General features: G+C 66.7%; 25 protein-coding genes. 18 read left to right on the top strand and 7 right to left on the bottom strand.

The window, feature by feature from the left end; genetic code table 11:
- Positions 1-454 (bottom strand): Lrp/AsnC family transcriptional regulator (locus tag Q1J95_RS05275; RefSeq protein ID WP_300266265.1); only part of this gene is annotated, 454 nt, incomplete at its 3' end.
- A 97-nt stretch (positions 455-551) separates the two neighbouring features.
- On the opposite strand from Q1J95_RS05275, the gene Q1J95_RS05270 reads away from it, so the two are divergent.
- Complete coding sequence (locus Q1J95_RS05270) at positions 552-869, top strand: hypothetical protein (protein ID WP_300266264.1); 318 nt, start codon at positions 552-554, stop codon at positions 867-869.
- Between the two features lie 59 nt (positions 870-928).
- Here Q1J95_RS05270 and Q1J95_RS05265 read toward each other — a convergent pair whose 3' ends face one another.
- The 3 genes from Q1J95_RS05265 to Q1J95_RS05255 all read right to left on the bottom strand — a co-directional run bounded on the left by Q1J95_RS05265 (position 929) and on the right by Q1J95_RS05255 (position 5548).
- Positions 929-3481: a metallophosphoesterase family protein gene (locus tag Q1J95_RS05265; RefSeq protein ID WP_300266263.1), complete on the bottom strand. Its 2553-nt coding sequence runs from the start codon at positions 3479-3481 to the stop codon at positions 929-931.
- 137 nt (positions 3482-3618) lie between these two features.
- Positions 3619-4251: a hypothetical protein gene (locus tag Q1J95_RS05260; protein ID WP_300266262.1), complete on the bottom strand. Its 633-nt coding sequence runs from the start codon at positions 4249-4251 to the stop codon at positions 3619-3621.
- Between the two features lie 25 nt (positions 4252-4276).
- A complete protein-coding gene (locus tag Q1J95_RS05255) occupies positions 4277-5548 on the bottom strand; it encodes an NAD(P)/FAD-dependent oxidoreductase (RefSeq protein ID WP_300266261.1) in 1272 nt (423 codons plus the stop codon).
- Between the two features lie 73 nt (positions 5549-5621).
- Between Q1J95_RS05255 and Q1J95_RS05250 the strand changes: the two genes are divergently transcribed.
- The 5 genes from Q1J95_RS05250 (at position 5622) to Q1J95_RS05230 (ending at position 11289) form a co-directional block, all read left to right on the top strand.
- The gene (locus Q1J95_RS05250) at positions 5622-6230 is read left to right on the top strand and encodes a TetR/AcrR family transcriptional regulator (protein ID WP_300266260.1); all 609 of its coding nucleotides are present in this window, start codon (positions 5622-5624) and stop codon (positions 6228-6230) included.
- A gap of 45 nt (positions 6231-6275) precedes the next feature.
- Entirely contained in the window at positions 6276-7703 is a 1428-nt protein-coding gene (locus Q1J95_RS05245; RefSeq protein ID WP_300266259.1) for a CCA tRNA nucleotidyltransferase, read from the top strand.
- A 201-nt stretch (positions 7704-7904) separates the two neighbouring features.
- A complete protein-coding gene (locus tag Q1J95_RS05240) occupies positions 7905-9230 on the top strand; it encodes a GAF domain-containing protein (RefSeq protein WP_300266258.1) in 1326 nt (441 codons plus the stop codon).
- Between the two features lie 114 nt (positions 9231-9344).
- Entirely contained in the window at positions 9345-10895 is a 1551-nt protein-coding gene (locus Q1J95_RS05235) for an aldehyde dehydrogenase family protein (protein WP_300266257.1), read from the top strand.
- 4 nt (positions 10896-10899) lie between these two features.
- A complete protein-coding gene (locus Q1J95_RS05230) occupies positions 10900-11289 on the top strand; it encodes a DUF779 domain-containing protein (protein WP_300266256.1) in 390 nt (129 codons plus the stop codon).
- A gap of 194 nt (positions 11290-11483) precedes the next feature.
- On the opposite strand, the gene Q1J95_RS05225 is transcribed toward Q1J95_RS05230, so the two are convergent.
- Both Q1J95_RS05225 and Q1J95_RS05220 read right to left on the bottom strand, forming a co-directional pair.
- On the bottom strand, positions 11484-12623 hold the full coding sequence (locus Q1J95_RS05225) for a hypothetical protein (RefSeq protein ID WP_300266255.1): 1140 nt from the start codon (positions 12621-12623) through the stop codon (positions 11484-11486).
- Between the two features lie 82 nt (positions 12624-12705).
- Entirely contained in the window at positions 12706-13680 is a 975-nt protein-coding gene (locus Q1J95_RS05220; protein WP_300266254.1) for a hypothetical protein, read from the bottom strand.
- A 112-nt stretch (positions 13681-13792) separates the two neighbouring features.
- Between Q1J95_RS05220 and Q1J95_RS05215 the strand changes: the two genes are divergently transcribed.
- From Q1J95_RS05215 to rplI, 11 genes are all read left to right on the top strand, one after another.
- Positions 13793-14770 carry a glycosyltransferase family 2 protein gene (locus tag Q1J95_RS05215; RefSeq protein ID WP_300266252.1) on the top strand — a complete coding sequence of 326 codons (978 nt, stop codon included), beginning with the start codon at positions 13793-13795 and terminating at the stop codon, positions 14768-14770.
- Positions 14767-16116 carry a polysialyltransferase family glycosyltransferase gene (locus Q1J95_RS05210; protein WP_300266250.1) on the top strand — a complete coding sequence of 450 codons (1350 nt, stop codon included), beginning with the start codon at positions 14767-14769 and terminating at the stop codon, positions 16114-16116. Before Q1J95_RS05215 ends, Q1J95_RS05210 begins: the two co-directional genes overlap by 4 nt.
- On the top strand, positions 16113-17279 hold the full coding sequence (locus Q1J95_RS05205) for an acylneuraminate cytidylyltransferase (RefSeq protein WP_300266249.1): 1167 nt from the start codon (positions 16113-16115) through the stop codon (positions 17277-17279). Before Q1J95_RS05210 ends, Q1J95_RS05205 begins: the two co-directional genes overlap by 4 nt.
- Positions 17280-17349: 70 nt before the next feature.
- Positions 17350-18222 carry an N-acetylneuraminate synthase family protein gene (locus tag Q1J95_RS05200; protein WP_300266247.1) on the top strand — a complete coding sequence of 291 codons (873 nt, stop codon included), beginning with the start codon at positions 17350-17352 and terminating at the stop codon, positions 18220-18222.
- Entirely contained in the window at positions 18219-19619 is a 1401-nt protein-coding gene (locus tag Q1J95_RS05195; RefSeq protein ID WP_300266246.1) for a DUF6716 putative glycosyltransferase, read from the top strand. Before Q1J95_RS05200 ends, Q1J95_RS05195 begins: the two co-directional genes overlap by 4 nt.
- Positions 19620-19689: 70 nt before the next feature.
- A complete protein-coding gene (locus Q1J95_RS05190) occupies positions 19690-19896 on the top strand; it encodes a type II toxin-antitoxin system VapB family antitoxin (RefSeq protein WP_300266244.1) in 207 nt (68 codons plus the stop codon).
- Positions 19893-20333 (top strand): PIN domain-containing protein, encoded by a 441-nt coding sequence (locus tag Q1J95_RS05185; RefSeq protein ID WP_300266243.1) that lies wholly within the window; start codon positions 19893-19895, stop codon positions 20331-20333. Before Q1J95_RS05190 ends, Q1J95_RS05185 begins: the two co-directional genes overlap by 4 nt.
- Positions 20334-20487: 154 nt before the next feature.
- Positions 20488-20856, top strand: a complete 369-nt coding sequence (gene rpsF / locus Q1J95_RS05180; protein WP_300266242.1) for a 30S ribosomal protein S6 — start codon at positions 20488-20490, stop codon at positions 20854-20856.
- Between the two features lie 5 nt (positions 20857-20861).
- Positions 20862-21362, top strand: a complete 501-nt coding sequence (locus Q1J95_RS05175) for a single-stranded DNA-binding protein (RefSeq protein WP_300266241.1) — start codon at positions 20862-20864, stop codon at positions 21360-21362.
- Positions 21363-21407: 45 nt separating this feature from the next.
- A complete protein-coding gene (rpsR, locus tag Q1J95_RS05170) occupies positions 21408-21662 on the top strand; it encodes a 30S ribosomal protein S18 (protein ID WP_017829850.1) in 255 nt (84 codons plus the stop codon).
- An 11-nt stretch (positions 21663-21673) separates the two neighbouring features.
- A complete protein-coding gene (rplI, locus tag Q1J95_RS05165; RefSeq protein ID WP_300266240.1) occupies positions 21674-22126 on the top strand; it encodes a 50S ribosomal protein L9 in 453 nt (150 codons plus the stop codon).
- A 175-nt stretch (positions 22127-22301) separates the two neighbouring features.
- On the opposite strand, the gene Q1J95_RS05160 is transcribed toward rplI, so the two are convergent.
- Positions 22302-22442, bottom strand: a complete 141-nt coding sequence (locus tag Q1J95_RS05160) for a hypothetical protein (RefSeq protein WP_300266239.1) — start codon at positions 22440-22442, stop codon at positions 22302-22304.
- Positions 22443-22975: 533 nt separating this feature from the next.
- Here Q1J95_RS05160 and Q1J95_RS05155 point away from each other — a divergent pair.
- The coding region (locus Q1J95_RS05155) for a DnaB-like helicase N-terminal domain-containing protein (RefSeq protein ID WP_300266237.1) at positions 22976-23747 on the top strand (772 nt) is incomplete at its 3' end.

Below are 23747 nucleotides of genomic sequence, written 5' to 3'. Positions count from 1 at the left end.
TGCGCAGCAGCGGCGCGAGCCGAAAGCGCACCGGCGTCGACACCGTGAAGGTCGAGGTCGTCTTGCGCACCCCGTCGATGTCGACGATCGCGGCGGTGAGCGCCTGAAGCTCTTCGAGCGAGCCGATGCCGATATGGGCGAGCAGGTCTTCGCGACCGGCCTGGATGCGCACTTCGAGCACCTCGGGCAGAGCGTGCAGGCCCCGGATGATCTCGCGCATCTGCCGCTGGTCGATCTCGAGCGTGATGAGCGCTTCGACAGGGGCGCCGATCTTGCTGAGATCGATGATGGGCTGGAACCCGAGAAGGATGCCGTCGTCTTCGAGCCGCTTCAGCCGCAGCTGAATGGTCGTGCGGCTCACGCCGAGGGCGGCGGCGAGCTCGGCGATGCCGACGCGGGCGTTGTCGGTGAGCGCGCTGATGATCTCGGCATCGAGCCGGTCGATCGTTGCCATAATGACCACCTCCGCATGGTTGTTCGGTAGATACATCGGCAAATTGGCAAGTTGTTGCTCTTGATATTGACTCTGCCAATGTCATTTCCGAGTATAAGTGGCAGGAGTAGCAACGACGGGAGGCAGCGTGCAGGCAGAGCAGATCGAGCGTTTCACCATTACCGTCACGCTGGACGGCATTGATGCCGACACGATGATGAGGCTCGTGTCGGTCTTTCATCGACGTCAGATCGAGGTCATCCAGAGCACGTACCAGCGCGTCGCGTCGACGGGGTGGATGGTGGCGATCGTCGAGACCACCCAGGCGCGTCTGAACACCACCGCCGCGACGCTCGGAAACACCATCGGCGTCACCGGGTACGAGGTCGCCCCGATGTCGACCGCGCGCCCTGCGCTCGTGGCATCCGCTGTATAACGAAGAAGATCCCCTCGAAAGCCGCAGCCTCCGAGGGGATCTCCTCTCTGATCAGTGTGTCAGTGACGCACGCGACGACGCATCGCGAAGAGGCCGAGGCCCAGCGCGAGCAGCACGACCGCACCGGCGATGAGCGCCGTGCTGTCGGCACCCGTGGCCGCCAGGCCACCAGCGTCAGCGGCACCGCCGTCGGATGAACCGGCGTCACCAGCACCGCCGGCATCTCCAGCACCACCTTCGCCGCCGCCCGCGCCCCCGTCAGCAGCCGCTGTGACGGTGAGAGCCTGCGTCACCTCGGTGCCGTCCGGAAGGATGACAGCGAGCGTGTGCGCACCAGCAGGGGTGTCTGCGGGCACGGTGACGGTGATCGCGAAGGAGCCGTCGGCATCCGTCGTGACCGTGCCGATCTCAACCGGCGTCGAGCGCAGCTCGATGTTCAGCTCAGCATCCGCCGCGAATCCGGTACCAGACAGCGAGATCTCGCCGCCCGCGGCGACGGCGTCAGCGTCGAGGGTGACCTCGGGCTCGACGATCTCGGGCGGGGTGATGCCGGCCTCGGTGACCCACTTCTCACCCGCATCGCTCTTCGTGACCGTGAACTCGTCATAGACAGCGCCGACGGGCAGGTCGGTCGTCGCCTTGGCGGTCTTCTCGGCGAGGTACGAACGGTAGACGAGCTGGTTGTCGCTCACGTCGATCACCTGATAGGTCGTCACGCCGGCGCCGCGCAGCACCTGGGTGGCGCCGTTGTTGGTCCAGACGTTGCGCTCGTCGGTCTCGAGGTCGTAGTGCTTGGCGCCCGCGTTCGAGACGACGTAGACCGGACCGGTGGTGATGCCCTCGGTGTCAGTGGTGTCGGTGTTCACGTAGCCGCGAGCGTACGTGTGGTCGTGGCCCATCAGCACGAGATCGATGTCGTTGTTTTGGAACACCGGCACCCACTCGGCGCGCAGGATCGGCTCGTCACGACCGGCGGAGGTCGAGAACACCGGCTGGTGGAAGGTGACGACGTTCCACTTCGACGGGCTCTGCTTCAGCACCTCGTCGAGCCACGCGCCCTGGAACTTCGTCCACAGCTCAGAGACCTGGTTCGAGGGGCACTCGTCGCCCGAGCACGCCGGCAGGTTGTCGGGCGTGAGGAACGTGCGGTCGCGCGTCGCGTTGAGTGTGATGAAGCGCACGTCCTGGTAGTCGGTGTAGTACACGGTCTCGGTTGCGAACTCGGTCCAGTGCGCGAAGTACGCCTGGTACTGCTTCGCGACATCCGAATCGCCCTGTGCGAGGTTCGCCAGCTCACCGATCGAGCCGACCTCGGGGTTGTTGTGGGGGTACTCGAAGTTCGCCTTCCACGTGGTGAGCATCTTGTCGCCCGAGTACTCGTGGTTACCGGGTGCGGCCATCACGTTGGTGCTGACGGCGGAGTCCTCCATGCCGGCGAACCAGCTCTGCCACTCGTTGTCGTTGCCGCCGGTGTTGACGAGGTCGCCGGCGTGCACCGACCCGATCGAGCGGGGAGCGTTGGCCTCGGCCTGCTCGACAACGCTCGGCCAGGTGGAGTCGAGGCCGATCTGCGCGTCACCGTAGTAGACGAACTGGAAGTCGGTCGCGTTCGGGTCTTCGGTGCGGAAGGTGAACCACTCGCTCCAGCTGCCCTCGAGTCCGACGCGGTAGGTGTACTCGGTGGCGGTGGTCAGACCGTCGACCGTGGCCGAGAAGTGATGGTTGGCGTTGCCGCCGGTGACGCCAGCGGAGTAGGCGTCGACCGTGCGAACCTCGCCCTCAGCGCCCGCCTTGATCTGCACCTGACCGGACGTGTGCGACATATCGCCGGCCAGCCACGAGAACGACTGCGACGTCGACGGGGTCTCGGTCGGGGTGAGCACGACGCGCGTCGGGGGAGCCACGACGGGCTTTCCGGGCTCGGATGCCGCGACCAGCGAGAAGTCGGACATGTCGAAGTAGATGTCAGAGCTGGTCTCGCGGTCTTGGTAGAGCGCGACAGCGACCGTGTTCTCGCCGTCGCGCAACACGTCGGCGTCGGCGGCGAAGGTGCTGGTGACCGGGTCACCGTTGCTGTCGCCGGCGTATTCGAGGTTGGTGGTTCCGGTGACGCGGCCGTCGACGTAGCCGGCGACTCTCTCGCCGTTGACCCACACCACGACAGCGTCGTCATACGTGACGGTGCTGCGCAGCGATGCGACCTGCTCGGCGACGCCTTCGTCGAGGGTGAACTCGGTGCGGAAGAAGAATGTCGGAACGTTCGGGGCGCTCTCGCCGTTGATGTACTGGTTCAGCAGCGTTTTCGGCGTGAGAGGGCCGACCGCGGCGAGTTCGCCGCGCTTCGCGCCGAAGCTGCCGGATGCGCTCTTCCACGCGGAATCGTCGTAGTCGGCCTTGGTCCAGTCGCGCACCTCGGCGGGCGCCGGCGAGGGGTCCGTGCCGTCGTCGAGGTAGTTCCAGGTGGTGTCACTGGTGATCAGCGGCGCATCGGGAACCTCGGGTTCTGCGGCCACGGCGGCCGGCGCGGCGAAAGTGCCGCCCAGCACGGCGAGCACCGCTGCGGAGGCGAGCCCGTGGCGTCGCCAGCGCAGGGCACGGGAGGGGGAGGTCATATCTGTCCTTCGGGGGTGAGAGTGTTCCCGCAGACGCGGGACTCCCTCAGACCATCGATGCCAGATGACCGGATGCTGGCGCTTCGCAGAAGATTTGGTGAACGCGCGTTGGCCGGACGTTTGTGGGCGTGTCGCGCTCAGGTGCGAGATGGCGAGGTGAAGACGGGGACGGTGGCCGCGCGCGGTCGGTTGGCGAGCACGACAGCGAGGATGCCGAGTCCGAATGTCACGATGACGAAGCCGAGCATGCTGAGCGCGGCGACGATGCCGGCGGCTCCGGCCAGCGCGTTGGGCGCTGTGGCGCCGATCAGTTGGGGAAGCACCCAGATGACAACTTGCGCTCCGAGCGCCCATGTCGGTGCCCAGTTCCAGGGCGCGGGCACGACCCCGGCTCGGGCGATCTGCGTAGCCGCGATCGCCCCGACGATCACGGGCAGCACGATCGAGAGGTACGTCCAGAACATCCAGGCATCGACCTGGGCGGGACTGATCGGTTCACTGAACACTCCGACAACCGTGTGGGTCAGCGGCCACAGCGCGACCGCCGCCGATGCCACCAGCCCGACGGGTCTGCGGGCGACGACGCTGTCGTGGCGATCCCGGCCGACCGCCACGAGGAGAATCGACACCGCCCAGAGCACGTCGGCGAGGAGGGTCAGCACGGTGTTCGCCTCGGGCGCGCCGAGCAGTGCGGAACGGATCACGCCGACAACGCCGCAAGCGATGAGTCCGATTCCACCGGCCAGCCAAGTACCTCTGCGTCCGTGCATCACTCCACGCTAGCGGCGCTCGGGCTTATCGCTGTGGCGTCGTCGCGGATTCGGTGAACGCGCGCCGGAACACGGCATCGGGGTCGGGCTGGTCGGCGACGAGGCCGATGATCGGGCCGAGCGCCGCCCGTACGGTGAGCATGCGGGTGATGGCCTCGCGCAGCCACGCCGTCACGGACCCGCGACGGAACATCAGCTTCGCCAGCATCCGAGAGTTCTGCTGCGCTGATTCGACGCGTGGTTTCTCGATGCGCTCCCATGCGGCGAGCACCGTTGGCAGCGAGGAGAGGCGGTCATCTCGCTCGGTGAGCGGCGTGAGCATGCGTCCCAGCATCCACGCCGATTCCATCGCCATGGCCGCGCCGATGCCGGCCGTGGGCAGGAACCCGGCCGCGGCATCGCCGAGTAGCACCGCGCTCGCTCCGGTGCCGGTGCGGGCGACCCAGCGTTCGGCACGCACGTCCGTCAGGGGCCAGAAGTAGGGGTCGTCGTCAGCGGTGACCGAATTCAGCGCCGCGTGCATCCGATCGTCGAGGTGTGGCGCGGCGCTGCGCACGCGGTCGGCGAATGCGGCCTGTCCTGAGCGGGTGTCGTCGACGGGGCCGCCGAGAAAGACGCCGAGGCGATCTTTGACGGGATACACCCCGAGGAACGATCCGTCGCCCCACATCTCTTCGCCGAGTGCGGGGTCGCCGATCGGGTCGCACCAGCTGACCCATCCGCCCCAGCCGGTGTCGAGTTCGGCGACGTCGCCGACGGGCAGCAGATCGCGGGTGCGCGAATGGATGCCGTCGGCTGCGACGACCAGATCGACGGATGCCGCGGCATCCGTGCCCGTGAACGATACGTGCGAGGTGGTGTCATCGAAGGCGACGCTCGAGACGGTCGTGCCGAAACTCACCGGCATGCCGTCTGCGGTGAGCAGGTCGATGAGTTCGCCGCGCTCGATGCCCTGGTAGTCGCCGTGCATCGACATGAGGTCGCCGAGGTCGTCGGAGCGCAGCGTCTTTCCGGTGTGCGAGCGGAATGCGTAGCGCGAGAGCGGCGAACTGTGCGCAACGTACTGCTCGTGGATGCCCAAGTCATCGAAGACGACGTCGACGATCGGCATGAGGGCGAGCATGTAGCCGGGGTGTGCCATCGACGGCATCCGCTCGATCACCGCCGGGTGCAGGCCGCCGCGGCGCAGGAGCGCGGCGAGAGTGAGACCGGCGACGCCCGCGCCCACGATGAGCACGCGCAGGCGATCGTCGCGCTGGGCGTCGAGCTGCGTCTGCAGTGCGGTGTCGATGAGCATCAGCATCCCTTCTCTGGACTGGGTGGTCCACAGTCTACGCCGATTGGACTAGGTGGTCCACTAAACTGGTGACATGACCGATACCTCGCGGCTCAGCACCGAACGGCGTGACGCCCTGACCGCGGCGACCGTCGCGGAGTTCGCGCGCGCCGGGTACGAGGGCGCGTCGCTGAACCGCATCATCCGCGACGCCGGAATGAGCAAGAGCTCTTTCTACCATTTCGTCGGCTCGAAAGACGAGCTGTTCGATGCCGTCGTGCGGATGCTGATCGCCGATGTCGCCGCGCAGTGGACGCTACCCGCGCCAGAGGAATTCGCGGCATCGTTCTGGCAGCGCGTCGACGCGCTGCTGAGCGAGTTCGGGGCCCTGTCGGCGACGGCGGAACTGCAGCACCTCGGACGCATCTTCTACCTGCCGGGTGCCACCGGCGACGGGGCGGCGCGGACAGAATTCCTTGACGCGGTGCACGGCTGGGTTCGCTCTGTGCTGCAGGTCGGGCGCGACAACGGGCACGTACGCGATGACCTGCCACTCGACCTGCAGGCCGACGTGACGTTCGCCGTCCTGCGCGCGATCGACGAGTGGGTGCTGGCCGAGGGCGATCCATCCGAGCGGGCGGGGGTCGCGGCATCCGCCCCCGGTCTGGTGTTGCGCCGGTTGCTGGCGGTCGCCGAGAGCTGACCACATCGCCGCGGCCACCCGACGCGCCCCGGTACGCTGGAACCCATGCTCAATATGGCCGAGGGTCTCGCACGCCTGCGCGATCTCGCAGACGGACCGGTCGTCGCCGCGCTCGCCGCAGCGTTTCAGGATGCGGGTTTTGAACTCGCCGTCGTCGGCGGACCGGTGCGCGATGCGCTGCTCGGGCGCGACGTGAACGACCTCGACTTCACCACGAACGCCTCGCCCGACGACATCCTGAAGATCGTCACGCCGATCTCGACGGCGCAGTGGGACATCGGCCGCGCGTTCGGCACGATCGGCGCGCGGGTCCGAGGCGAGCAGGTCGAGATCACCACGTACCGCGCCGACAGCTACGACGGCGTGACGCGCAAGCCCACGGTCGAGTTCGGGGACACGATCGACGGCGACCTCGCCCGCCGGGATTTTCGGGTGAACGCCATGGCGCTGCAGGTTCCCGAGATCAAGCTCATCGACCCGACCGGCGGTGTGGAGGACCTCGTCACCGGCATCCTGCGCACCCCCGCAGATCCGAACGTGAGCTTTGGCGACGATCCGCTCCGGATGCTGCGTGCCGCACGATTCAGCGCGCAACTGGACTTCGACATCGAACCCGAGACGCGCGACGCGATCACGCGGCTGCGCGAGACGCTGAAGATCGTCAGCCCCGAGCGCATTCAGGGCGAGCTCGTCAGGCTCATGCAGACCGACGACCCCGTGCGCGGCATCCGGGTTCTCGTCGACACCGGCCTGATCGACGAGTTCCTCCCCGAGATCAGCGCGCTGCGCCTCGAAGTCGACGAGCACCATCACCACAAAGACGTCTACGAGCACTCCCTCACGGTGCTGCAGCAGGCCATTCAGCTGGAACAGTCACGCAATCCCGAGGCGGAACCCGACGTTCCGCTGCGCATCGCGGCGCTGCTGCACGACATCGGAAAACCCCGCACCCGCAAACTTGAAGACGGGGGAGCGGTGACGTTCCACCATCACGATGTGGTCGGATCGCGCATGGCGCGCAAGCGCCTGAACGCCCTGCGCTTCGATGGCGACACGACGGATGCCGTGGCCAAGCTCATCGAGTTGCATCTGCGTTTCTTCGGCTACGCCGAGGGGGCGTGGACGGATGCCGCGGTCCGCCGTTACGTGCGCGATGCGGGCGATGAGCTCGAACGCCTGCACATCCTCACCCGCGCCGACGTCACGACCCGCAATCGACGCAAGGCCGCACGCCTGGCCGGTGCTTACGACGACATCGAAAAGCGCATCGCGGCTCTTCGCGAGCAGGAAGAGCTCGACGCCATCCGTCCCGAGCTCGACGGCAATCAGATTCAGCAGATCTTGGGTATCGCACCCGGTCGCGAGGTCGGCCAGGCCTATAAGTTCCTGCTCGAGCTGCGACTCGACGAGGGGGTCATCGGGCCGGATGCCGCCGAGCAGCGCCTACGCGAATGGTGGGCTGCGCGGGAATGAGACTCGCTCCGCTCGCTCAACGGCCCGGGTCTGCGGAATCAGCGGGGCGTTGAGCGCAGGCGCGCAGCGCCGAAGCCGAAACGGGTTGAGCGAGCCGAAGGCGAGACGAAACCTGCTCAGCGGATGCCGGGTGCCATACCGACGTCGACGATAACCGCATACACTGAGTTCACACTCCGTCAGCGAGGATCGGAGAAACCCGTGTCATCCCCGTGGTCTGCATCACGGGATGTCTCGCCTGAGGCCTCCCGACTCCTCATCGAGCGTGCACATGAAGAGCTCGTCGCCGGAAACCTCGAAGACCGCCGCCTCGAGCAGGTGCGTCCACTCGTGCGGCAGTCGTGGGAGCGCGCGTGGACGCAGCGCATCGGCGCTGAGACCCTTCCGCAGCTCGCGCTCGCCGAGGATGAGCTCGAACGGTATCGGCTCGAGCATCCGCTCGCCGATGTGATGTCGATGATCCGTGCCCTGCTGCTGCCGGGGGATCCGACCGACTCGGGTGTGATCATCGCCGTCGGCGACCATGTGGGGCGTCTGCTCTGGGTCGAGGGTGATCTGCAGCAGCGGGTGCGCTCGGGGGAGATGGGTTTCGTCGCCGGAGCGAACTGGTCGGAAGACTCTGTCGGCACCTCCGCGCCTGGAACGGCCCTGACGCTCGGCGAATCGGTGCAGATCCATGAGGCCGAGCACTACAACCGGCTGGTGCATCCGTGGTCGTGCACGGCGGCGCCGGTCTTCGATCCGGAGAGCCGCAAGATTCTGGGCGTCATCGACGTGACGGGCGGCACCGAGGCGGCCACCCCGCAGGCACGCTTGCTGGTGGATGCCACGGCGAGAGCCGTCGAATCCGAGCTGCTCGTGTCGCGACTGCGCGCGCGCAGCGCGAAGACCGTGACTCCGCCGCGACGCCCCCGACGTCGCTCGCCTCTGACCACGGCGACACTGCGCGTGCTGGGGCGTGACCGCGCGCTGCTGGAGGTGGGCGGCGACGATTCTGAGTCCGTCGTCGAGATCAGCGCCCGCCACGCCGAGATCATGCTGATGCTGGCCACGCACCGGCAGGGCGTCTCGGCTGACCATCTGGCCGCACTCGTGTACGGAGAGGGCACCTCCCCCGACACGCTCCGACCCGAGATGGTGCGTCTGCGCAAGGTGCTGCAGCGCTCAGCGCCCGAGCTGCAGCTCGAATCACGCCCGTACCGGCTGTCGGCTCCGCTGGAGACCGATGCGCAGACGATGCTCTCGCTGCTCGACCGGGGCGCGCACCGGGTAGCGCTGACGACTTACCGAGGGCCGGTGCTGCCCGAATCCACCGCGCCCGGGGTCGAGGAGTTCCGTGACACCGTGCGCGCGGCACTGCGCGAGGTCATGCTCACCGAGGCGAGCGTCGACGTTCTGCTCGCGTACGCGGAGATTCCCGAGGGCGCTGAAGACGAAGAGGTGCTGCGGCTGTGCCTCGAGATGCTCCCGGCACGGTCTCCGCGACGGGCGGGCCTGGTCGCCCGTATCGAACGCCTCCAGCAGTAGCGCAGCATCCGCTCGCAACCGGATGCAACGTGACGCACCGCCACGCAACGTCCGCAGACGTACCGTCGTCTCACGCCTGCAGCACCGTCGCTGCCGATCGCGAAGGAGACAGAGATGACCATCGTCGAAGAAACCGTGTCCACCGCCTACGCCGCCCCTGGGACGCCCGGTGCGGTCGCGGAATATCGCCCCCGCTACGGCCACTACATCGGCGGCGAGTTCGTCGAACCCGCCAAGGGTCAGTACTTCGAGAACCCCAGCCCCGTCAACGGCAAGCCCTTCACCGAGGTCGCCCGCGGCACCGTCGAAGACATCGACCGTGCAGTCGACACCGCGTGGAAGGCGTTCGAAGGATGGAAGCGCACCACGCCCGCCGAGCGCAGCGTCATCCTGAACAAGATCGCCGACCGCATGGAGCACAACCTCGAGGCCGTCGCGGTCGCGGAGACCTGGGAGAACGGCAAACCCGTGCGTGAGACTCTCGCCGCCGACATCCCGCTCGCCATCGACCACTTCCGCTACTTCGCCGGAGTCCTGCGCGGACAGGAAGGATCACTCAGCCAGATCGACGAGAACACCGTCGCCTATCACTTCAACGAGCCCCTGGGCGTGGTCGGTCAGATCATCCCGTGGAACTTCCCGATTCTGATGGCCACGTGGAAGCTCGCCCCGGCGCTCGCCGCCGGCAACTGCGTCGTTCTGAAGCCGGCCGAGCAGACGCCGGCATCGCTGCTGTTCCTGTTCGAGATCATCGGCGACCTGCTCCCAGCGGGCGTCGTGAATATCGTCAACGGCTTCGGCATCGAGGCGGGGGCTCCGCTCGCGCAGCACAAACGCATCCGCAAGATCGCCTTCACGGGTGAGACCACGACGGGCCGGCTCATCATGCAGTACGCGTCGCAGAACCTCATCCCCGTCACGCTGGAACTCGGTGGCAAATCGCCCAACCTGTTCTTCGAGGACGTCGCCCGCACCACCGACGACGCGTACTACGACAAGGCGCTCGAGGGGTTCACGATGTTCGCGTTGAACCAGGGTGAGGTGTGCACCTGCCCGTCCCGGTCACTGATCCAGCGTTCGATCTATGACGGCTTCCTCGCCGACGGGCTCGATCGTGTCGGCAAGATCGTGCAGGGCAACCCGCTCGATAAGAACACCATGATCGGAGCGCAGGCCTCGAACGATCAGCTGGAGAAGATCCTCAGCTACATCGACATCGGCAAGCAGGGCGGTGCACGGCTGCTCACCGGCGGTGAGCGCGTCGACCTCGGCGGAGACCTCAGCGAGGGGTTCTACGTCGAGCCGACCGTCTTCGAGGGAACCAACGACATGCGCATCTTCCAGGAGGAGATCTTCGGCCCCGTGCTCGCGGTGACGAGCTTCGACGACTACGACGACGCGATATCGATCGCCAATGACACGCTCTACGGCTTGGGTGCCGGGGTGTGGAGCCGCAGCGGTGACACCGCGTACCGTGCGGGACGCGCCATCGAGGCGGGGCGCGTCTGGACGAACACCTATCACCAGTACCCGGCGCACGCGGCCTTCGGCGGTTACAAGCAGTCGGGCATCGGACGTGAGAATCACCTGAAGATGCTCGATCACTACCAGCAGACGAAGAACCTCTTGGTGTCGTACGCCGAGGGCCCGATGGGCTTCTTCTGAGCTCATGGTCAGTATCGGCACCTACCAGCGGGTAGACGTGACGGATGCCGCCGCCGTGCTGCTGCGCGAACTCACGCAGCAGCACGGCCCGCTGATGTTTCATCAGTCGGGCGGATGCTGCGACGGGTCCAGCCCCATGTGCTACCCGATCGGCATGTTCGTCACCGGCCCGAGTGACGTCTTGCTGGGCACGATCGACGTGCATCTGGATGCTCCGATCGAGGTGTACATGTCAGAGAGCCAGTTCGCGTACTGGAAGTACACGCACCTCACGATCGACGTCGTGCCTGGCCGTGGTGCCGGGTTCAGCGTCGAAGGCCCGACAGGGATGCGCTTTCTCATCCGCTCGCGCATGCTCAACGATGCGGAATTGGAGTACTTCGGGTTGGTGTGAGGATCATCGCAACTGTTTGCAACGCCGTTTGGGATACCGTTTTCGTCATACGTCGGGTGCTGTCCCCAGCTGTCATCCGGCGTCAGGCGGCTCAGCCGTCTTTGCGGAGGGAGTACGTCTTCTTCTGATCCCGAGGGGGGATGGGATGGGCGCGGCGTCCCCAGATCGCGTCCATCCCCAACTCGGCTCCGACGTCAGTCGAGTGTCTGCAGCCAGAACATGGCAGCGCCGATCACGATCGCGATGACGATCGGCACCCAGCGGGTGCTGCGCTTCAGCCGTCGTCCCTGTCGTGCCACACCGGGCGGTGGACGAAGCATCCCTGCCGGTGGCGCGAAGGGAAGCCCCGCGCCCCCCGTCGCTGCCTGCGGCTGTCCTGCGTGCGGCCGCGCGGGCTGCGCCATGGCGGATGCCGCGTGTGCGCGGCCCTGCTCCTGGATCAGTCGGTCATCGCGCCAGCGCGCCCACTGATCGAACTTGGTGATGAGCGCGCCGACGGTGCCGAACAGCCAGGCCCAGGTGTCAGCATCCAGCGTGGACGCTTCACGCTTGGTGTACAGGAACATCCAATCATCGACGATCTCGACGTCGAGCTCGGCCGCGTTGTCGATAAAGCGCGCCATGATGTCGGGAGTGAACAGGTACAGCGCATCGGCCTCGTACCCCTCGGGACAGTAGAGGGTGAAGTACCTGTTGAAGTCGCCTTCCAGCGCGAGCTGCTGATCCTTGTCGAAGGATGCCGGCAGGTTGGTGCCGAAGCCGTTGTTGCCGAGCGCATCGAGCACGATATTGGGCAGGGGCACATCGAGCTTCACGGCGATGTAGCCCCAACGGTACGTGGTCGAGTTCTTGCCCGATTTGACCGTGTACTGGTAGTTGCCGAACTCGACGAAGCGGGGGGAGTGCCCGCGCACAAGCTGCTTGGCCTTGCGGGAGCCACCGATGCTGAAGATCATGCCCGGCAGCGGCGGGTTCGCCACCTCGTCTTCGTAAGTCATGCCGTTCGCTTTCGCGAACTGGCTCAGCCGGTACCGTTCGACGCGCGTGCGGCGGTGGTTGACGAAGAACGCGATGCCGCCGCCGATGGCGACGACGAAGAATATGACGAACGGCAGGGCGACGAGCGAGGGTCCGCCGTTGAGAGCGGCCACGATTCCGAAGCCGACGACCGGGAGCATTCCCGCCAGGACGACGGCACCGATCACGATCGCGAAGATCGTTCCTGCGCTCATGCCGCCCTGGCCGCGTGCGCGCATGTCGCGGACGAACGCGGAAACGGCCTTCGGGTCGACGGGGTCGGTCAGCGCTCTGGCATCAAATGAGATCGTGCTCACGCATCCACGGTAGTCGTTACGGTGCGATGCCTCCGCAAGGCCGGTTGCTGAGCCTGTCGAAGTGTGCGGCGGCTGTACGGCTTCAGCGGTTGACGGTGTCGCCGTCCCAGCTCAGGTCGGCGCCCTCGGGGATCGGCAGGGCCTCGAGCGCGGCATCCGCACAGATCGCCTCGATGAGCCCGGCCGAGCCGGCAATGATCGTCGAGTCGTAGTCGATCTCGCTGGCAAGCACCCAGGCCTGGTCGGCCGGCCACATGAGCCCTGGCGCCTGGGCGCTCGGTTCGAACCCGTGCTCTTCCGCCGGGCGGTCGCGCCACGGCGCGTCGAGAATCCAGCTCGGATCCTCGAAGGTGCGCACATCGGCGCGGAAAAGAATGTACTCGCGGTCGGGTAGCTGCAGCCGCGGCCCCTCGGAGATCTCGCGCGACAGGATGCCTTCCTGCCACGTCGAGCGCCGGAAGACGTTGTTGAAGCGGTCGGTGAACGAGCGGCCGAGCATCTCGTTGTGGCGCGCGAGCTCAGGCGAATCCGGTTCGCCGAACTGGAGGAAAGCGCGTGACGGCGCCTGACCCATGAAGCCGACGAGACCGCCCCAGCCCGACCAGAGTCCGGCGTATGCGTCGGATGCCGTCGTCGTGTGCGCTGCGAGGTGCCCGGCCACGCGCGCCAGCTGCCGGGGCGAGAGCGCTCCGAAGGCGCCACCGGAGAACTCGCGGCCGTCTGCGGCGATGCGCTCACCCTGGTCGTGTTCGACCTGCAACAGGTTGTCCCATTGTGCGAGCGCGTGCATGGTCGTGCCGAAAGCCGCGGCGGCCTCGGCCCACGTCGCCTCTTCAGCGCTCATGCGTTCGACGAGGTCGTGCCGTTCGTGATCCGGCATCCGTGCCATCTCATCATGGGTGGGCATCGCGCGCCCGGGAATCGAGCGCACCTCGACCGGGTGGAAGATGCGTGCATATGCCTCGTATCCGCGGGGCACGAAATGGTGGATCGACCAGTCTCCGTCGACACGGTCGCGCAGCCAGTCGCCGGCGGAGATATCTGTGGTCCATCGCATGCCGACCACGCTACCCGCCGGGGCGTGCGTCACCGGGTGTTCACCGGTGCGTCGACATTCGGAAAGCCCCAGATGTCAGCATGCCTGACATCCTGATCGCTCTGGGAGCCCTGTGCGTACACCACTTGTCACCGTCATCCTTCCTGCGAAGGATGCGTCGCCGTTCATCTCGACGGCGCTGGAGACGCTGCTGCGCCAGTTCGATGCCCCTGATGCGGTCAAGCTCGTGGCGATCGACGACGGATCCGGTGACGACACGGGCGCACAGATGCGGCACTACGCCGAGCGCTTCGCGCACGCCGAGGTCATCACGAACCCGCAGCCGGTCGGCCTCGCCAGTGCCCGCAACCAGGGACTGCGCCACGTCGAGGGTGACGCGTTCTGCTTCCTCGACGGCGATGATTGGATGCAGCCGCGCCGCCTGCAGGTGCTCACCGAGCGGCTGCGCAATCTCGAGTGTGACTTCCTTCGCACCGACCATGTGCGCGTGACCGGATCGGCGAGAACCTTGCACCGGGCGCCATATGCCTGGCGCGGCATCAGTGCATCGCCCCGCGACGCGATCCTTCCGGCAGACCACTCGTCCATGGTCGACTACCCGTTCGCGTGGGCGGGGATCTTCCACAGCCGCGTTCTCGACCGCGGGCTCGCCGGATTCAGCGATGGGCTCTTCACGGCTGAGGACAGGCCGTGGATATGGCGCCTGCACCTGCAGGCCGAGTCCTTCGCTGTCGTCGATGCTCCCGCGATTCTGTACCGTCGCGGGGTGGCCACCTCGCTCACACAGGTGCGTGATCGCCGACAGCTCGACTTCGTTCGAGCTCTCGCGCAGGTCGTCGCTCTGGTCGAGAAGGATGCCGAGGCGCACCGCTTCATGCCGAAGGTGGCATGGACGGTTCTGGCGCTGAGTTCGCACCAGTTCGTGCGCTCGCGTCGCATGGCACCTCAGCTGCGTCGCGAGATGCGCGCCGGCATCGGCGACCTGCTCGAGCGCCTGCCGCGTTCGGAGGTCGCCGCCGCGATCGAGCGCTTCGACGGGCCGCGTCGCCGCGTGCTGGCGCAGACGCTGAGAAAGGTGGGTGTGCGATGACGCAGATTTTCGCGCTGCACAGCGCCTATGCCGTGGCCGTGGCCGTTGCCGCGATCGACAGCGGCTTGATCGCCTCGAACGCCGAGCGCCTTCTCGTTCCGTTCAACACAGCGCAGGTTCCGGAGACGACGATCGGCATCGACGAGCTGCCGACGCTCGCGTCGTTGCGTGCGCGCTTCGATCGCTGTGAGGGGTTGGACGCTGTTGTGGCGCCGCTGCATCCGAGTGACTGGGCGCCGGGAGAAGCCGACCTGCCGATGCTCGCCCGGCTGTTCGCCCGGGCGTGGAATCTCGACGATGACCTCGAGCTGTTCGTGCAGAGCCCGCAGGTTGCGCCCGCCGGCACACTGCTGTCGCTGTTCCCGCACGCCAAGATCACGATCATCGGCGACGGGCTCATGACGTACTCGCCGATTCGGAATGATCTCGGTCGCGCGGTCGTCGAGCGCATCGGCCGGGTCGTCTACGCCGATGTCGTGCCGGGCGTGGAACCGCTCGTGTTCACCGAGGCCGGGGCTGCCCGCGTGCCGGTCGATCCCGCCGCGGTGCGCCGTGTGCTCGCCGAGACGGCGACGGCGGACCTGCAGCTCGACGATCTCGCCGACGGCACACGCACGGCTCTCGTACTCGGACAGTACCTCGCCGCGCTCGGACTCATCAGCACCGACGAAGAGATTCGGATGCAGCAGCAGATGGTCGACCGCGCAGCCGAATGGAACCCGCGGCGCATCGTGTTCAAACCGCATCCGTCCGCGCCACCGTCGGTGACCGACGCTGTGCGCCAGCGCGCGGAGCAGCACGGCGCGCAGTTCGCGCAGTATCGCGGAACGCAGTCAGCCGAGCTGGTCGCCGAACGACTCGACGTGGTCGGCGTCGTCGCCGGCTTCTCGACGGCCCTGCCGACCGTGCACACGCTGTACGGGCGACCGATCGCGGCGGTGGGAACGGCACGGATGCTCCGGCAGCTGACCCCGTTCGAGAACAGCAACCGCATTCCGCTGACGATCGTCGACGCCCTGACCCGCGAGAACTCGCCCTATCGCGACCCCGAGCGGCTGCAGCTGCTCATCGATGCGGTCGGCTATGCGATGCAGCCCGTGAACGCCGAGCACCTGCGTCCGCGCGCCGAAGAGCTGTTGGCCACGCTTCCCGCTCCAGAACGCACCCGGTACTTCAGCCCTGCGCGCCTGGCGAGACTGCGTCTTCCGGGCGCACCCCCACCGCGGTTCGTTGATCGGATGCTGCGCACCGGCGGTGGCGTCGGACGCATGGAAGAGCTTCGACTGACGATCGGCGGCGCTCAGCGCCGTGCCGTCCGAGCCTGGAAGGCTGTCCGCGGATCATGACCGCCCCCCTCACCATCGCCGTCATCCCCGCCCGCGGCGGTTCCAAAGGCGTTCCGCGCAAGAACGTCCGTCTAATCGGCGGCGTCCCGCTCGTCGAGCGTGCCGTGCGGGCTGCGGCCGCGGCATCCGCCATCGATCTCATCGTCGTCTCGACAGACGACGATGAGATCGCCGTCGTCAGCGAAGCGGCCGGCGCACGTGTCATTCGGCGTCCCGCGGAGCTCGCGGGTGATACGGCGTCGTCGGAGAGCGCGATTCTGCATGTGCTCGATGAGCTCGCGGCGACCGGGGAGACGGTCGGCACCGTGGTGTTCCTGCAGGCGACGTCGCCGTTCATCCCGAGCGCGGGCATCGACGAGGCCGTCGCACACATCCGCGAGAACCGATACGACAGCGTGTTCTCGGCGCACGAGACGTACGGCTTCCTCTGGCGTCGTGGTGAATCCGGCGAAGCTGGCGCGATCAACCACGACGCGGCGCATCGCCCGCGCCGGCAGGACCGCGAGCCGCACTATCTCGAAACCGGCGCCTTCTACGCGTTCCGGGCCGAGGGCTTCCGTCAGGCCGAGCACCGCTTCTTTGGACGCATCGGCATCGTTGAGGTTCCCGAGGCCACCGCGATCGAGATCGATGACGAACAGCAGCTGGCCGTGGCATCCGCTCTCGCCGGAGTCGTCGACCGGCCGGAGGCGATCGACGTCGCAGCCGTCGTCACCGACTTCGACGGAGTGCACACCGACGACACCGCGATCATCGACCGCTACGGCGGCGAGCAGGTGCGCGTCAGTCGCGAAGACGGCATGGGCGTCTCACGGCTGCGGCGTGCCGGCATCCCGATGCTGATCATCTCGACCGAGGTGAACCCGGTGGTGCGGGCGCGGGCCGAGAAGCTGCAGGTGCCCGTGCTGCACGGCATCGACGACAAAGCGGCGGCGCTCGCCGCCTGGGCGGCAGACAACGGCATCGCTCTCGGCGCGATCGCGTACCTCGGCAACGACGTCAACGATCTCGGCGCCATGGGCATCGTGGGGTGGCCGGTCGCGGTGGCCAACGCGCATCCGGCGGTGCGCGCAGCGGCGCGCGTCGTGCTGAGCAGGAATGGCGGGCAGGGAGCGGTACGCGAGCTGATCGAACGGGTTCTGTCAGCCGACCGATCGCGGTAACCGACGATTCGCAGGGTGTTCACCATCGAGGCGTACTCAGGAATGAGCCGCTTACGACTGGAGGGCAACTATGACTGTCAGCATCGGATCGCACGTGATCGGCGGCGGACATCCGGCGTATGTCATCGCCGAGATCGGCCTGAACCACAACGGCGACGTCGAGATCGCCAAGAAGCTCATCGACGTCGCGGCTGAGGCAGGTGCGAACGCAGTGAAGTTCCAGAAGCGCACGCCCGAGATCTCGACCCCCGAGCACATGCGTGATGTGCCGCGCGAGACGCCCTGGGGCACCATGACCTATCTCGACTACCGGCGTCGCGTCGAGTTTGGTCGTGATGAGTACATCGAGATCGGCGACTACGCCACCCTGCAGGGGCTCGACTGGTTCGCCTCGCCTTGGGATGTTCCCAGCGTCGCGTTCCTGGAAGATCTGAACGTCGTGGCCCACAAGGTCGCCTCCGCCAGCCTGACCGATCTCGAACTGCTCACCGCGCTGCGCGAAACGGGCAAGCCCGTGATCCTGTCGACGGGCATGTCGACAACCGAGCAGATCGACCGTGCGCTCGACACGCTCGGCACCGACCGGGTCGTGCTGCTGCACGCCACCTCGACCTATCCGATGGAGCCCGAAGAGGCCAACCTGCGCGTCATCTCGACGCTGCGTGACCGCTACGCGGGTGTGCCGGTCGGATACTCCGGCCACGAGCGCGGTCTGCAGATCTCGCTCGCGGCCGTCGCGCTGGGCGCGGTGGCCGTCGAGCGACACATCACGCTCGATCGCACGATGTGGGGCTCAGACCACGCGGCATCCCTCGAGCCGGCGGGTCTGCAGCACCTCGTTCGCGACATCCGGGTGATCGAGACCGCCCTGGGCGACGGCGTCAAGCGTGTCTTCCCGGGCGAGCAGGCCCCGATGGCGAAACTGCGGCGCGTCCCGGCATGACCGCTGAGCTCCGCGTCGTCGCGATCGCCGACGCCGACTCCTTCGTGAAGTGGTCGGCGTCGCTGCTCGACGCGATTCCGAACGACATCCAGCGGCACATGCTGCTGGTGCGCACACCGCTGACGGTGAGCCGCGATCAAGAGCGGATGGCGCTCGCCGGAACCCGCTTCGGAGAGAGCTCCGTCACACGCGTCGGATTTGACGAGATGGCCGGGTGGCTGCAGGGGCACCTGCCCGACGTGGTCGTGCTCGCCGGTCGGGGGCACTTCGTGCGCCTCATCGCTCGGGTGATCGACCGGCTCGCGCACCGCCCGGTGATCGTCAGCGGCCTGCCCGGGATGTCGATCCCCGCGCTGCGCGGTGCGCTGGAGTACCGGCGCGAGTCCGACCTGATGGTGCTGCATTCACACCGCGAGATTCGCGCATTCGAAGCGCTCGGCGACCGCATCGTGATGCCGGTTCCGCTGGCGCTGGCGACGCTTCCGTATGCGCGCACGGTGCTGGCGGGTGGGGCGACGTCGGCCGGCGCGTCGAGGCGTGGGCGAGCGGATGCCGTCGGCTCCGGGCTTGCGGATCGACAGGATGACTCGGGGGGAGGAGTCCTCGTCGCCGAGCGCGAACGTCGTGGCACCGATCTGGTGTTCGCCGCACAGGCGCTTGTGCCCGCGGAACGTCACGAGCGCGAGCAGCTGGTGGACATTCTGCGCCGCGCGGCGGCCGCACGGCCGAACCGCCGGGTCGTCGTGAAGCTGCGCTCGCGTCCCGGTGAGGCCGAGACGCACCTCGAGCGCGATGCCTACGCCGAACTTCTCGCGAATCGACCGGCGAATCTCGTGCTCTCGTACGAGCCGATGGCGCTGGCGCTCTCGCGCGCCGAAGGGCTGGTGACGGTCAGCTCGACCGCGGCTGTCGAAGCGATCGCCCGGGGTGTACCCGTGATCGCGCTCGACACGTTCGGCGTTGAGAAGCCGCTGCTGAACACGGTGTTCTCCGGCAGCGGGCTGTTCGGCGGGGCTGATGACGTCATCCGGCGGAGGTTCCGGCATCCGAACGCCGACTGGATGTACGACAACTACTTTCACCCAGCCGGTGAGTCGGACTGGTGGACGCGCACGCAAGAACTCGTCCAGCTGCGGCGCGGGGGAGCGCTGCCGGCGAAGATCGTGCCGACCGGGCGCGGGGGAGCGCTCAAGGCGGCATGGCACCGCAAGAGCGTGCTCGGAAGCGAGGATCGCTCGGTCGCCGGATCCGTCGCACTGGGGATCGGGGCGCCGCTGGTGAACGGCATCCTCGGGATGCGGCGTGCCCGCGGCCGCGCCGGCGAAGACACCTGGGCCGATGCAACGACCGACTACACGCTGGAGCCGACCCCGCACAAGGACTCCGTCCGTCGCTGAGTCTCGAACCAGCGCCTTCGGCGGCGCAGTCGTATATCCTAGAGTGGGGTTACGGATATATGGAGGCGCTATGACGAAGACACTTATCGATGTCGACGACCACCTGCTCGAACAGGCGATGCGGCTTACCGGCGCGAGGACGAAGAAAGCGGCCATCAACGAGGCGCTCGCGCAGACGGTCAGGCGTGGAGCGGCGCTCGGCTACGTTGACCTCTTGCGCACAGGGGTGGCCATCGAGCTCGACGACGCAGATGTGATCGCCGACGCGCAACGATGAATCAGCTCTTCTTGGTCGACAACTCCGTGCTGCAGAGGGTCCACCGATCAGATGCTGTGGCTGATGCTCTCATTGAGCTATTGAGCACAGGCGACCTGGCGAGCTGCCTGCCGCAGCTCCTGGAGGAGGGATATTCCGCCCGGAGCGCCGACGAGCATCGCACTCTGATCGATGCGAGCGCCACGGCGAAGGTCTTCCTCCAGCCGGATGCGGAAGTCGCGCGCCTCGCTGTCGACTTGCAGCGTCGGCTGTTCGCCGTCGGACGGGGACGATCCGTCGGCGTGAGCGACCTGCAGATCGCCGCCACCGCGATCCGGAACTCGACAGGGAATCAGCGAGTGAGCGTCGTGCACTACGACGCCGACTTCGAGAGTGTCGCCGCCGTCGAACCGCTTTTCTCGCACCGTTGGATCGTCCCGCGGAGCTCGATCGACTAGGCAGACGTTCGCGACACGCCCGTGATTCCGCTAGACTATTCAGGTTGTCTGTCCAGCGGGCCGCATTCGGCGGCGTGAAGGGCGGGCACGTGCACACACCCTCCTGTTCCCGAGAAGGTCTCGGAAACCGTTCAAGTCCGAAGGAGGTGGGTAAGTGACGCACCAGTACGAACTCATGGTCATTCTGAACCCTGAGGTCGACGAGCGCCAGGTTGCGCCCACGCTCGACAAGTTCCTCAAGGTCATCACCAACGATGGTGGCTCGATTGAGAACGTCGACGTCTGGGGCAAGCGCCGTCTTGCATACGAGATCCAGAAGAAGACCGAGGGCATCTACGCCGTCGTCAACTTCACCGCGACGAGCGATGCCACCAAGGAGCTCGACCGTCAGCTGAAGCTCAATGAGCAGATCATGCGCACCAAGGTTCTGCGCGCTGAAGAGGCTCAGGCGATGATCGCTTCTGAGGCCAAGCGCTCCGAAGAGAAGGCTGCCCGCAAGGCCGCCAAGGCAGCAAAGGCCTAAGGCTCATGGCTGGCGAAACCGTCATCACCGTGGTGGGAAACCTCACGGCCGACCCCGAACTGCGTTACACGCAGAACGGGCTGCCGGTGGCGAACTTCACCATCGCATCCACGCCGCGCACGTTCGACCGTCAGGCGAATGAGTGGAAGGACGGCGAAGCGCTGTTCCTCCGTGCATCCGTGTGGCGCGAGTTCGCTGAACACGTGGCTGGTTCGCTGACCAAGGGCATGCGTGTCGTGGCTCAGGGCCGCCTGCGCCAGCGCTCGTACCAAGACCGTGAGGGCAACAACCGCACGGCCATCGAGCTCGAGGTCGACGAGATCGGCCCGTCGTTGCGCTATGCGACGGCACAGGTCACGCGTGCGGCTTCCGGCGGCGGCGGGCAGCGTCCCGCGCAGCAGCAGCAACAGCAGGTGTCGCAGGAACCGTGGTCAACGCCCGGTTCGTCGACGAGCGCTGATGCCTGGAGCACTCCGGGCAGCTTCGGCGACGACACTCCGTTCTAAAACTCCGGATGCCTCGGCATCCGCTCTCATCACTAAGGAATAACCATGGCTGGAAAGTCGAGCGGCGACCGCCGCAAGCCGCGGAAGGGTGGCAAGCCCACCGCTCCCGCGAAGTCGATCCGGGTGGGCGTCATTGACTACAAGGACGTCGCAACCCTTCGCAAGTTCGTCTCGGAGCGTGGCAAGATCCGCGCCCGTCGTATCACCGGTGTTTCGGTGCAGGAGCAGCGTCTGATCGCCACCGCGATCAAGAACGCACGCGAGATGGCGCTCCTGCCCTACGCTGGCGCAGGCCGGTAAGGGGTAACGAGATGGCAAAGCTGATTCTCACGAACGAGGTCGCCGGGCTCGGAAGCGCCGGCGACGTGATCGAGGTCAGGAACGGGTACGCCCGCAACTACCTCATCCCGCAGGGTCTCGCCACGGCGTGGACCCGTGGCGGTGCCAAGCAGGTCGAGTCGATCCAGGCCGCCCGCAAGGCGCGTGCCATTCACGACCGTGAAGAGGCCGTGGCACTCAAGGACGCGATCGAGGGCCAGAAGGTTCGCCTGACGGTCAAGGCCGGCGGCGGCGGACGCCTGTTCGGCTCGGTCAAGACCGACCACGTCGCTGACGCTGTCGCGGCTGCCGGTCTCGGCTCGATCGACAAGCGCAAGGTCACCATTGCGTCGCCGATCAAGTCGACGGGCGACCACGAGGCGACGGTACGTCTGCACGACGACGTTCTCGCCGTCATCACTCTTCAGGTCGTCGCCGCCAAGTAAGCTCGACGTTCTCACGAACGGCCCCTGTCCTTCCGGGCAGGGGCCGTTCGTGTTTGCGGGGGTTTCGCGGGGTGTGATCGGATGCCAGTCACCCCCCCGCGTCCGGCCCAGGCGGCGGCTCCTCCCCCGAGGTCAGCACGGGGTCGGTGATGGCTCCGACGGGGCGGATTTCACGTCACCGAGCAGGACCGTCATCGCGGTCTTGCGCGTGCGAGGCAGAGACGTCGAGGAGGACGCTGAGAGCGGCCCAGGTGAGCACAGCGAACGCGCTCCAAGCGATGCCGGTCGAAATTCGCCGGGCTGCTGTGGTGGCCACGCTCACCTCCCCCGAGGGAAAACGCTGGGTGACGGGTACGTCGTCTGGCTGACGTTACTCCCGGGGTCAGACGTTGTCCAGAGTGAATTGACGTGTGACCGGCGCGTTCTTCGCGAGGGCAGCGGCGACGCGCCCGACAAAAATCAAGGCTTGACTTCTCCCCAAGTTGTGCACATCTCCCACACAGTGGGGAAAACCTTCAAGCACGCATTTAAACAGGTTGTCGTCCACAGCCTGGGAGCAACTAAAACCCCAGGCCACAAGCACTAAACTTGTCAAAATCGAGTTGTCAACACATGGTTATCCACAGCTGTTGTTCACAGACACTCCGCTGTTGTCCGCAAACTCTCCACAAAGTTATCCACAGGCTGTGTTGCAGGTTCTGAACGCCGCTCTTACCGTGGGGGAGCGACGAGATGTCGGTGGTGTGTGGTTCGCTCAGTGCGACCGCGAAACACTTCGCCGTCGCACGGCATCCGCGTCTTGATCAGCTCGTGTGTCGAGTCAGCAACCAGCGCACTGAAGGGAGCACCGTGTCGATTGCCGACATCTCGGATGAGCGACTGGGCGGGCAGCGCAAACCCGAGCGCACGCCTCCGCACGATCTTCTCGCTGAACAGAGCGCGCTCGGTGGAATGCTCCTGTCGAAGGACGCCGTCGCCGATGTGATCGAGTCGCTCAAGGGCGCTGACTTCTACATTCCCAAGCACGAGCTCATCTTCGAGGCGATCCTTTCGCTGTACTCGCACGGCGAGCCCACCGACGTCGTCGCCGTCACCGACGAGCTGATCAAGACGGGCGAGCTCGGTCGGGCCGGCGGCGCCGACTACCTGCACACGCTCACCTCGATCGTGCCGACAGCGGCGAACGCCGGCTACTACGCCGGGATCGTCTCTGAGCGTGCGATCCTTCGTCGCCTCGTCGATGCCGGCACGCGTATCGTGCAGCTCGGCTATGACGGCCAGGGCGACGCCACCGATCTCGTCAACAACGCGCAGGCCGAGATCTACTCGGTCACGGGCGCCCAAGAGGCCGAAGACTATGTGCCCCTGACGGTCGCCGTCGACGCCGCCGTCGAAGAGATCGAGGCCGCCAATGGCCGTGACGGATCGATGACCGGTGTTCCGACGGGCTTCAAAGAACTCGACGAGCTGACCAACGGGCTCCACGGCGGGCAGATGATCGTCGTGGCGGCGAGGCCGGCTATGGGGAAGGCGCTGGCGCTTGACACGCTTCTGCCGACGCCGACCGGGTGGACGACCATGGGCGAGGTGCAGGTCGGAGACGAGCTGTACGACGCCGAGG

The sequence above is a fragment of the Microbacterium sp. genome (genome assembly GCF_029263575.1).
Taxonomy (GTDB): Bacteria; Actinomycetota; Actinomycetes; order Actinomycetales; family Microbacteriaceae; genus Microbacterium.
Note: the sequence above shows the minus strand (reverse complement) of the source record. Positions and strands in the feature narration are given on the sequence as shown.

Excerpts from the sequence above, each read along its gene's own strand:
- Q1J95_RS05190 (WP_300266244.1), top strand. The coding sequence starts at position 19,690 with ATGACGAAGACACTTATCGATGTCGACGACCACCTGCTCGAACAGGCG.
- Q1J95_RS05230 (WP_300266256.1), top strand. The coding sequence starts at position 10,900 with ATGGTCAGTATCGGCACCTACCAGCGGGTAGACGTGACGGATGCCGCC.
- Q1J95_RS05195 (WP_300266246.1), top strand. The coding sequence starts at position 18,219 with ATGACCGCTGAGCTCCGCGTCGTCGCGATCGCCGACGCCGACTCCTTC.
- Q1J95_RS05245 (WP_300266259.1), top strand. The coding sequence starts at position 6,276 with ATGCTCAATATGGCCGAGGGTCTCGCACGCCTGCGCGATCTCGCAGAC.
- Q1J95_RS05220 (WP_300266254.1), bottom strand. The coding sequence starts at position 13,680 with ATGCGATGGACCACAGATATCTCCGCCGGCGACTGGCTGCGCGACCGT.
- rpsR (WP_017829850.1), top strand. The coding sequence starts at position 21,408 with ATGGCTGGAAAGTCGAGCGGCGACCGCCGCAAGCCGCGGAAGGGTGGC.
- Q1J95_RS05200 (WP_300266247.1), top strand. The coding sequence starts at position 17,350 with ATGACTGTCAGCATCGGATCGCACGTGATCGGCGGCGGACATCCGGCG.
- Q1J95_RS05210 (WP_300266250.1), top strand. The coding sequence starts at position 14,767 with ATGACGCAGATTTTCGCGCTGCACAGCGCCTATGCCGTGGCCGTGGCC.
- Q1J95_RS05265 (WP_300266263.1), bottom strand. The coding sequence starts at position 3,481 with ATGACCTCCCCCTCCCGTGCCCTGCGCTGGCGACGCCACGGGCTCGCC.
- Q1J95_RS05235 (WP_300266257.1), top strand. The coding sequence starts at position 9,345 with ATGACCATCGTCGAAGAAACCGTGTCCACCGCCTACGCCGCCCCTGGG.
- Q1J95_RS05260 (WP_300266262.1), bottom strand. The coding sequence starts at position 4,251 with ATGCACGGACGCAGAGGTACTTGGCTGGCCGGTGGAATCGGACTCATC.
- Q1J95_RS05205 (WP_300266249.1), top strand. The coding sequence starts at position 16,113 with ATGACCGCCCCCCTCACCATCGCCGTCATCCCCGCCCGCGGCGGTTCC.
- Q1J95_RS05250 (WP_300266260.1), top strand. The coding sequence starts at position 5,622 with ATGACCGATACCTCGCGGCTCAGCACCGAACGGCGTGACGCCCTGACC.
- Q1J95_RS05255 (WP_300266261.1), bottom strand. The coding sequence starts at position 5,548 with ATGCTCATCGACACCGCACTGCAGACGCAGCTCGACGCCCAGCGCGAC.
- Q1J95_RS05185 (WP_300266243.1), top strand. The coding sequence starts at position 19,893 with ATGAATCAGCTCTTCTTGGTCGACAACTCCGTGCTGCAGAGGGTCCAC.
- Q1J95_RS05175 (WP_300266241.1), top strand. The coding sequence starts at position 20,862 with ATGGCTGGCGAAACCGTCATCACCGTGGTGGGAAACCTCACGGCCGAC.
- rplI (WP_300266240.1), top strand. The coding sequence starts at position 21,674 with ATGGCAAAGCTGATTCTCACGAACGAGGTCGCCGGGCTCGGAAGCGCC.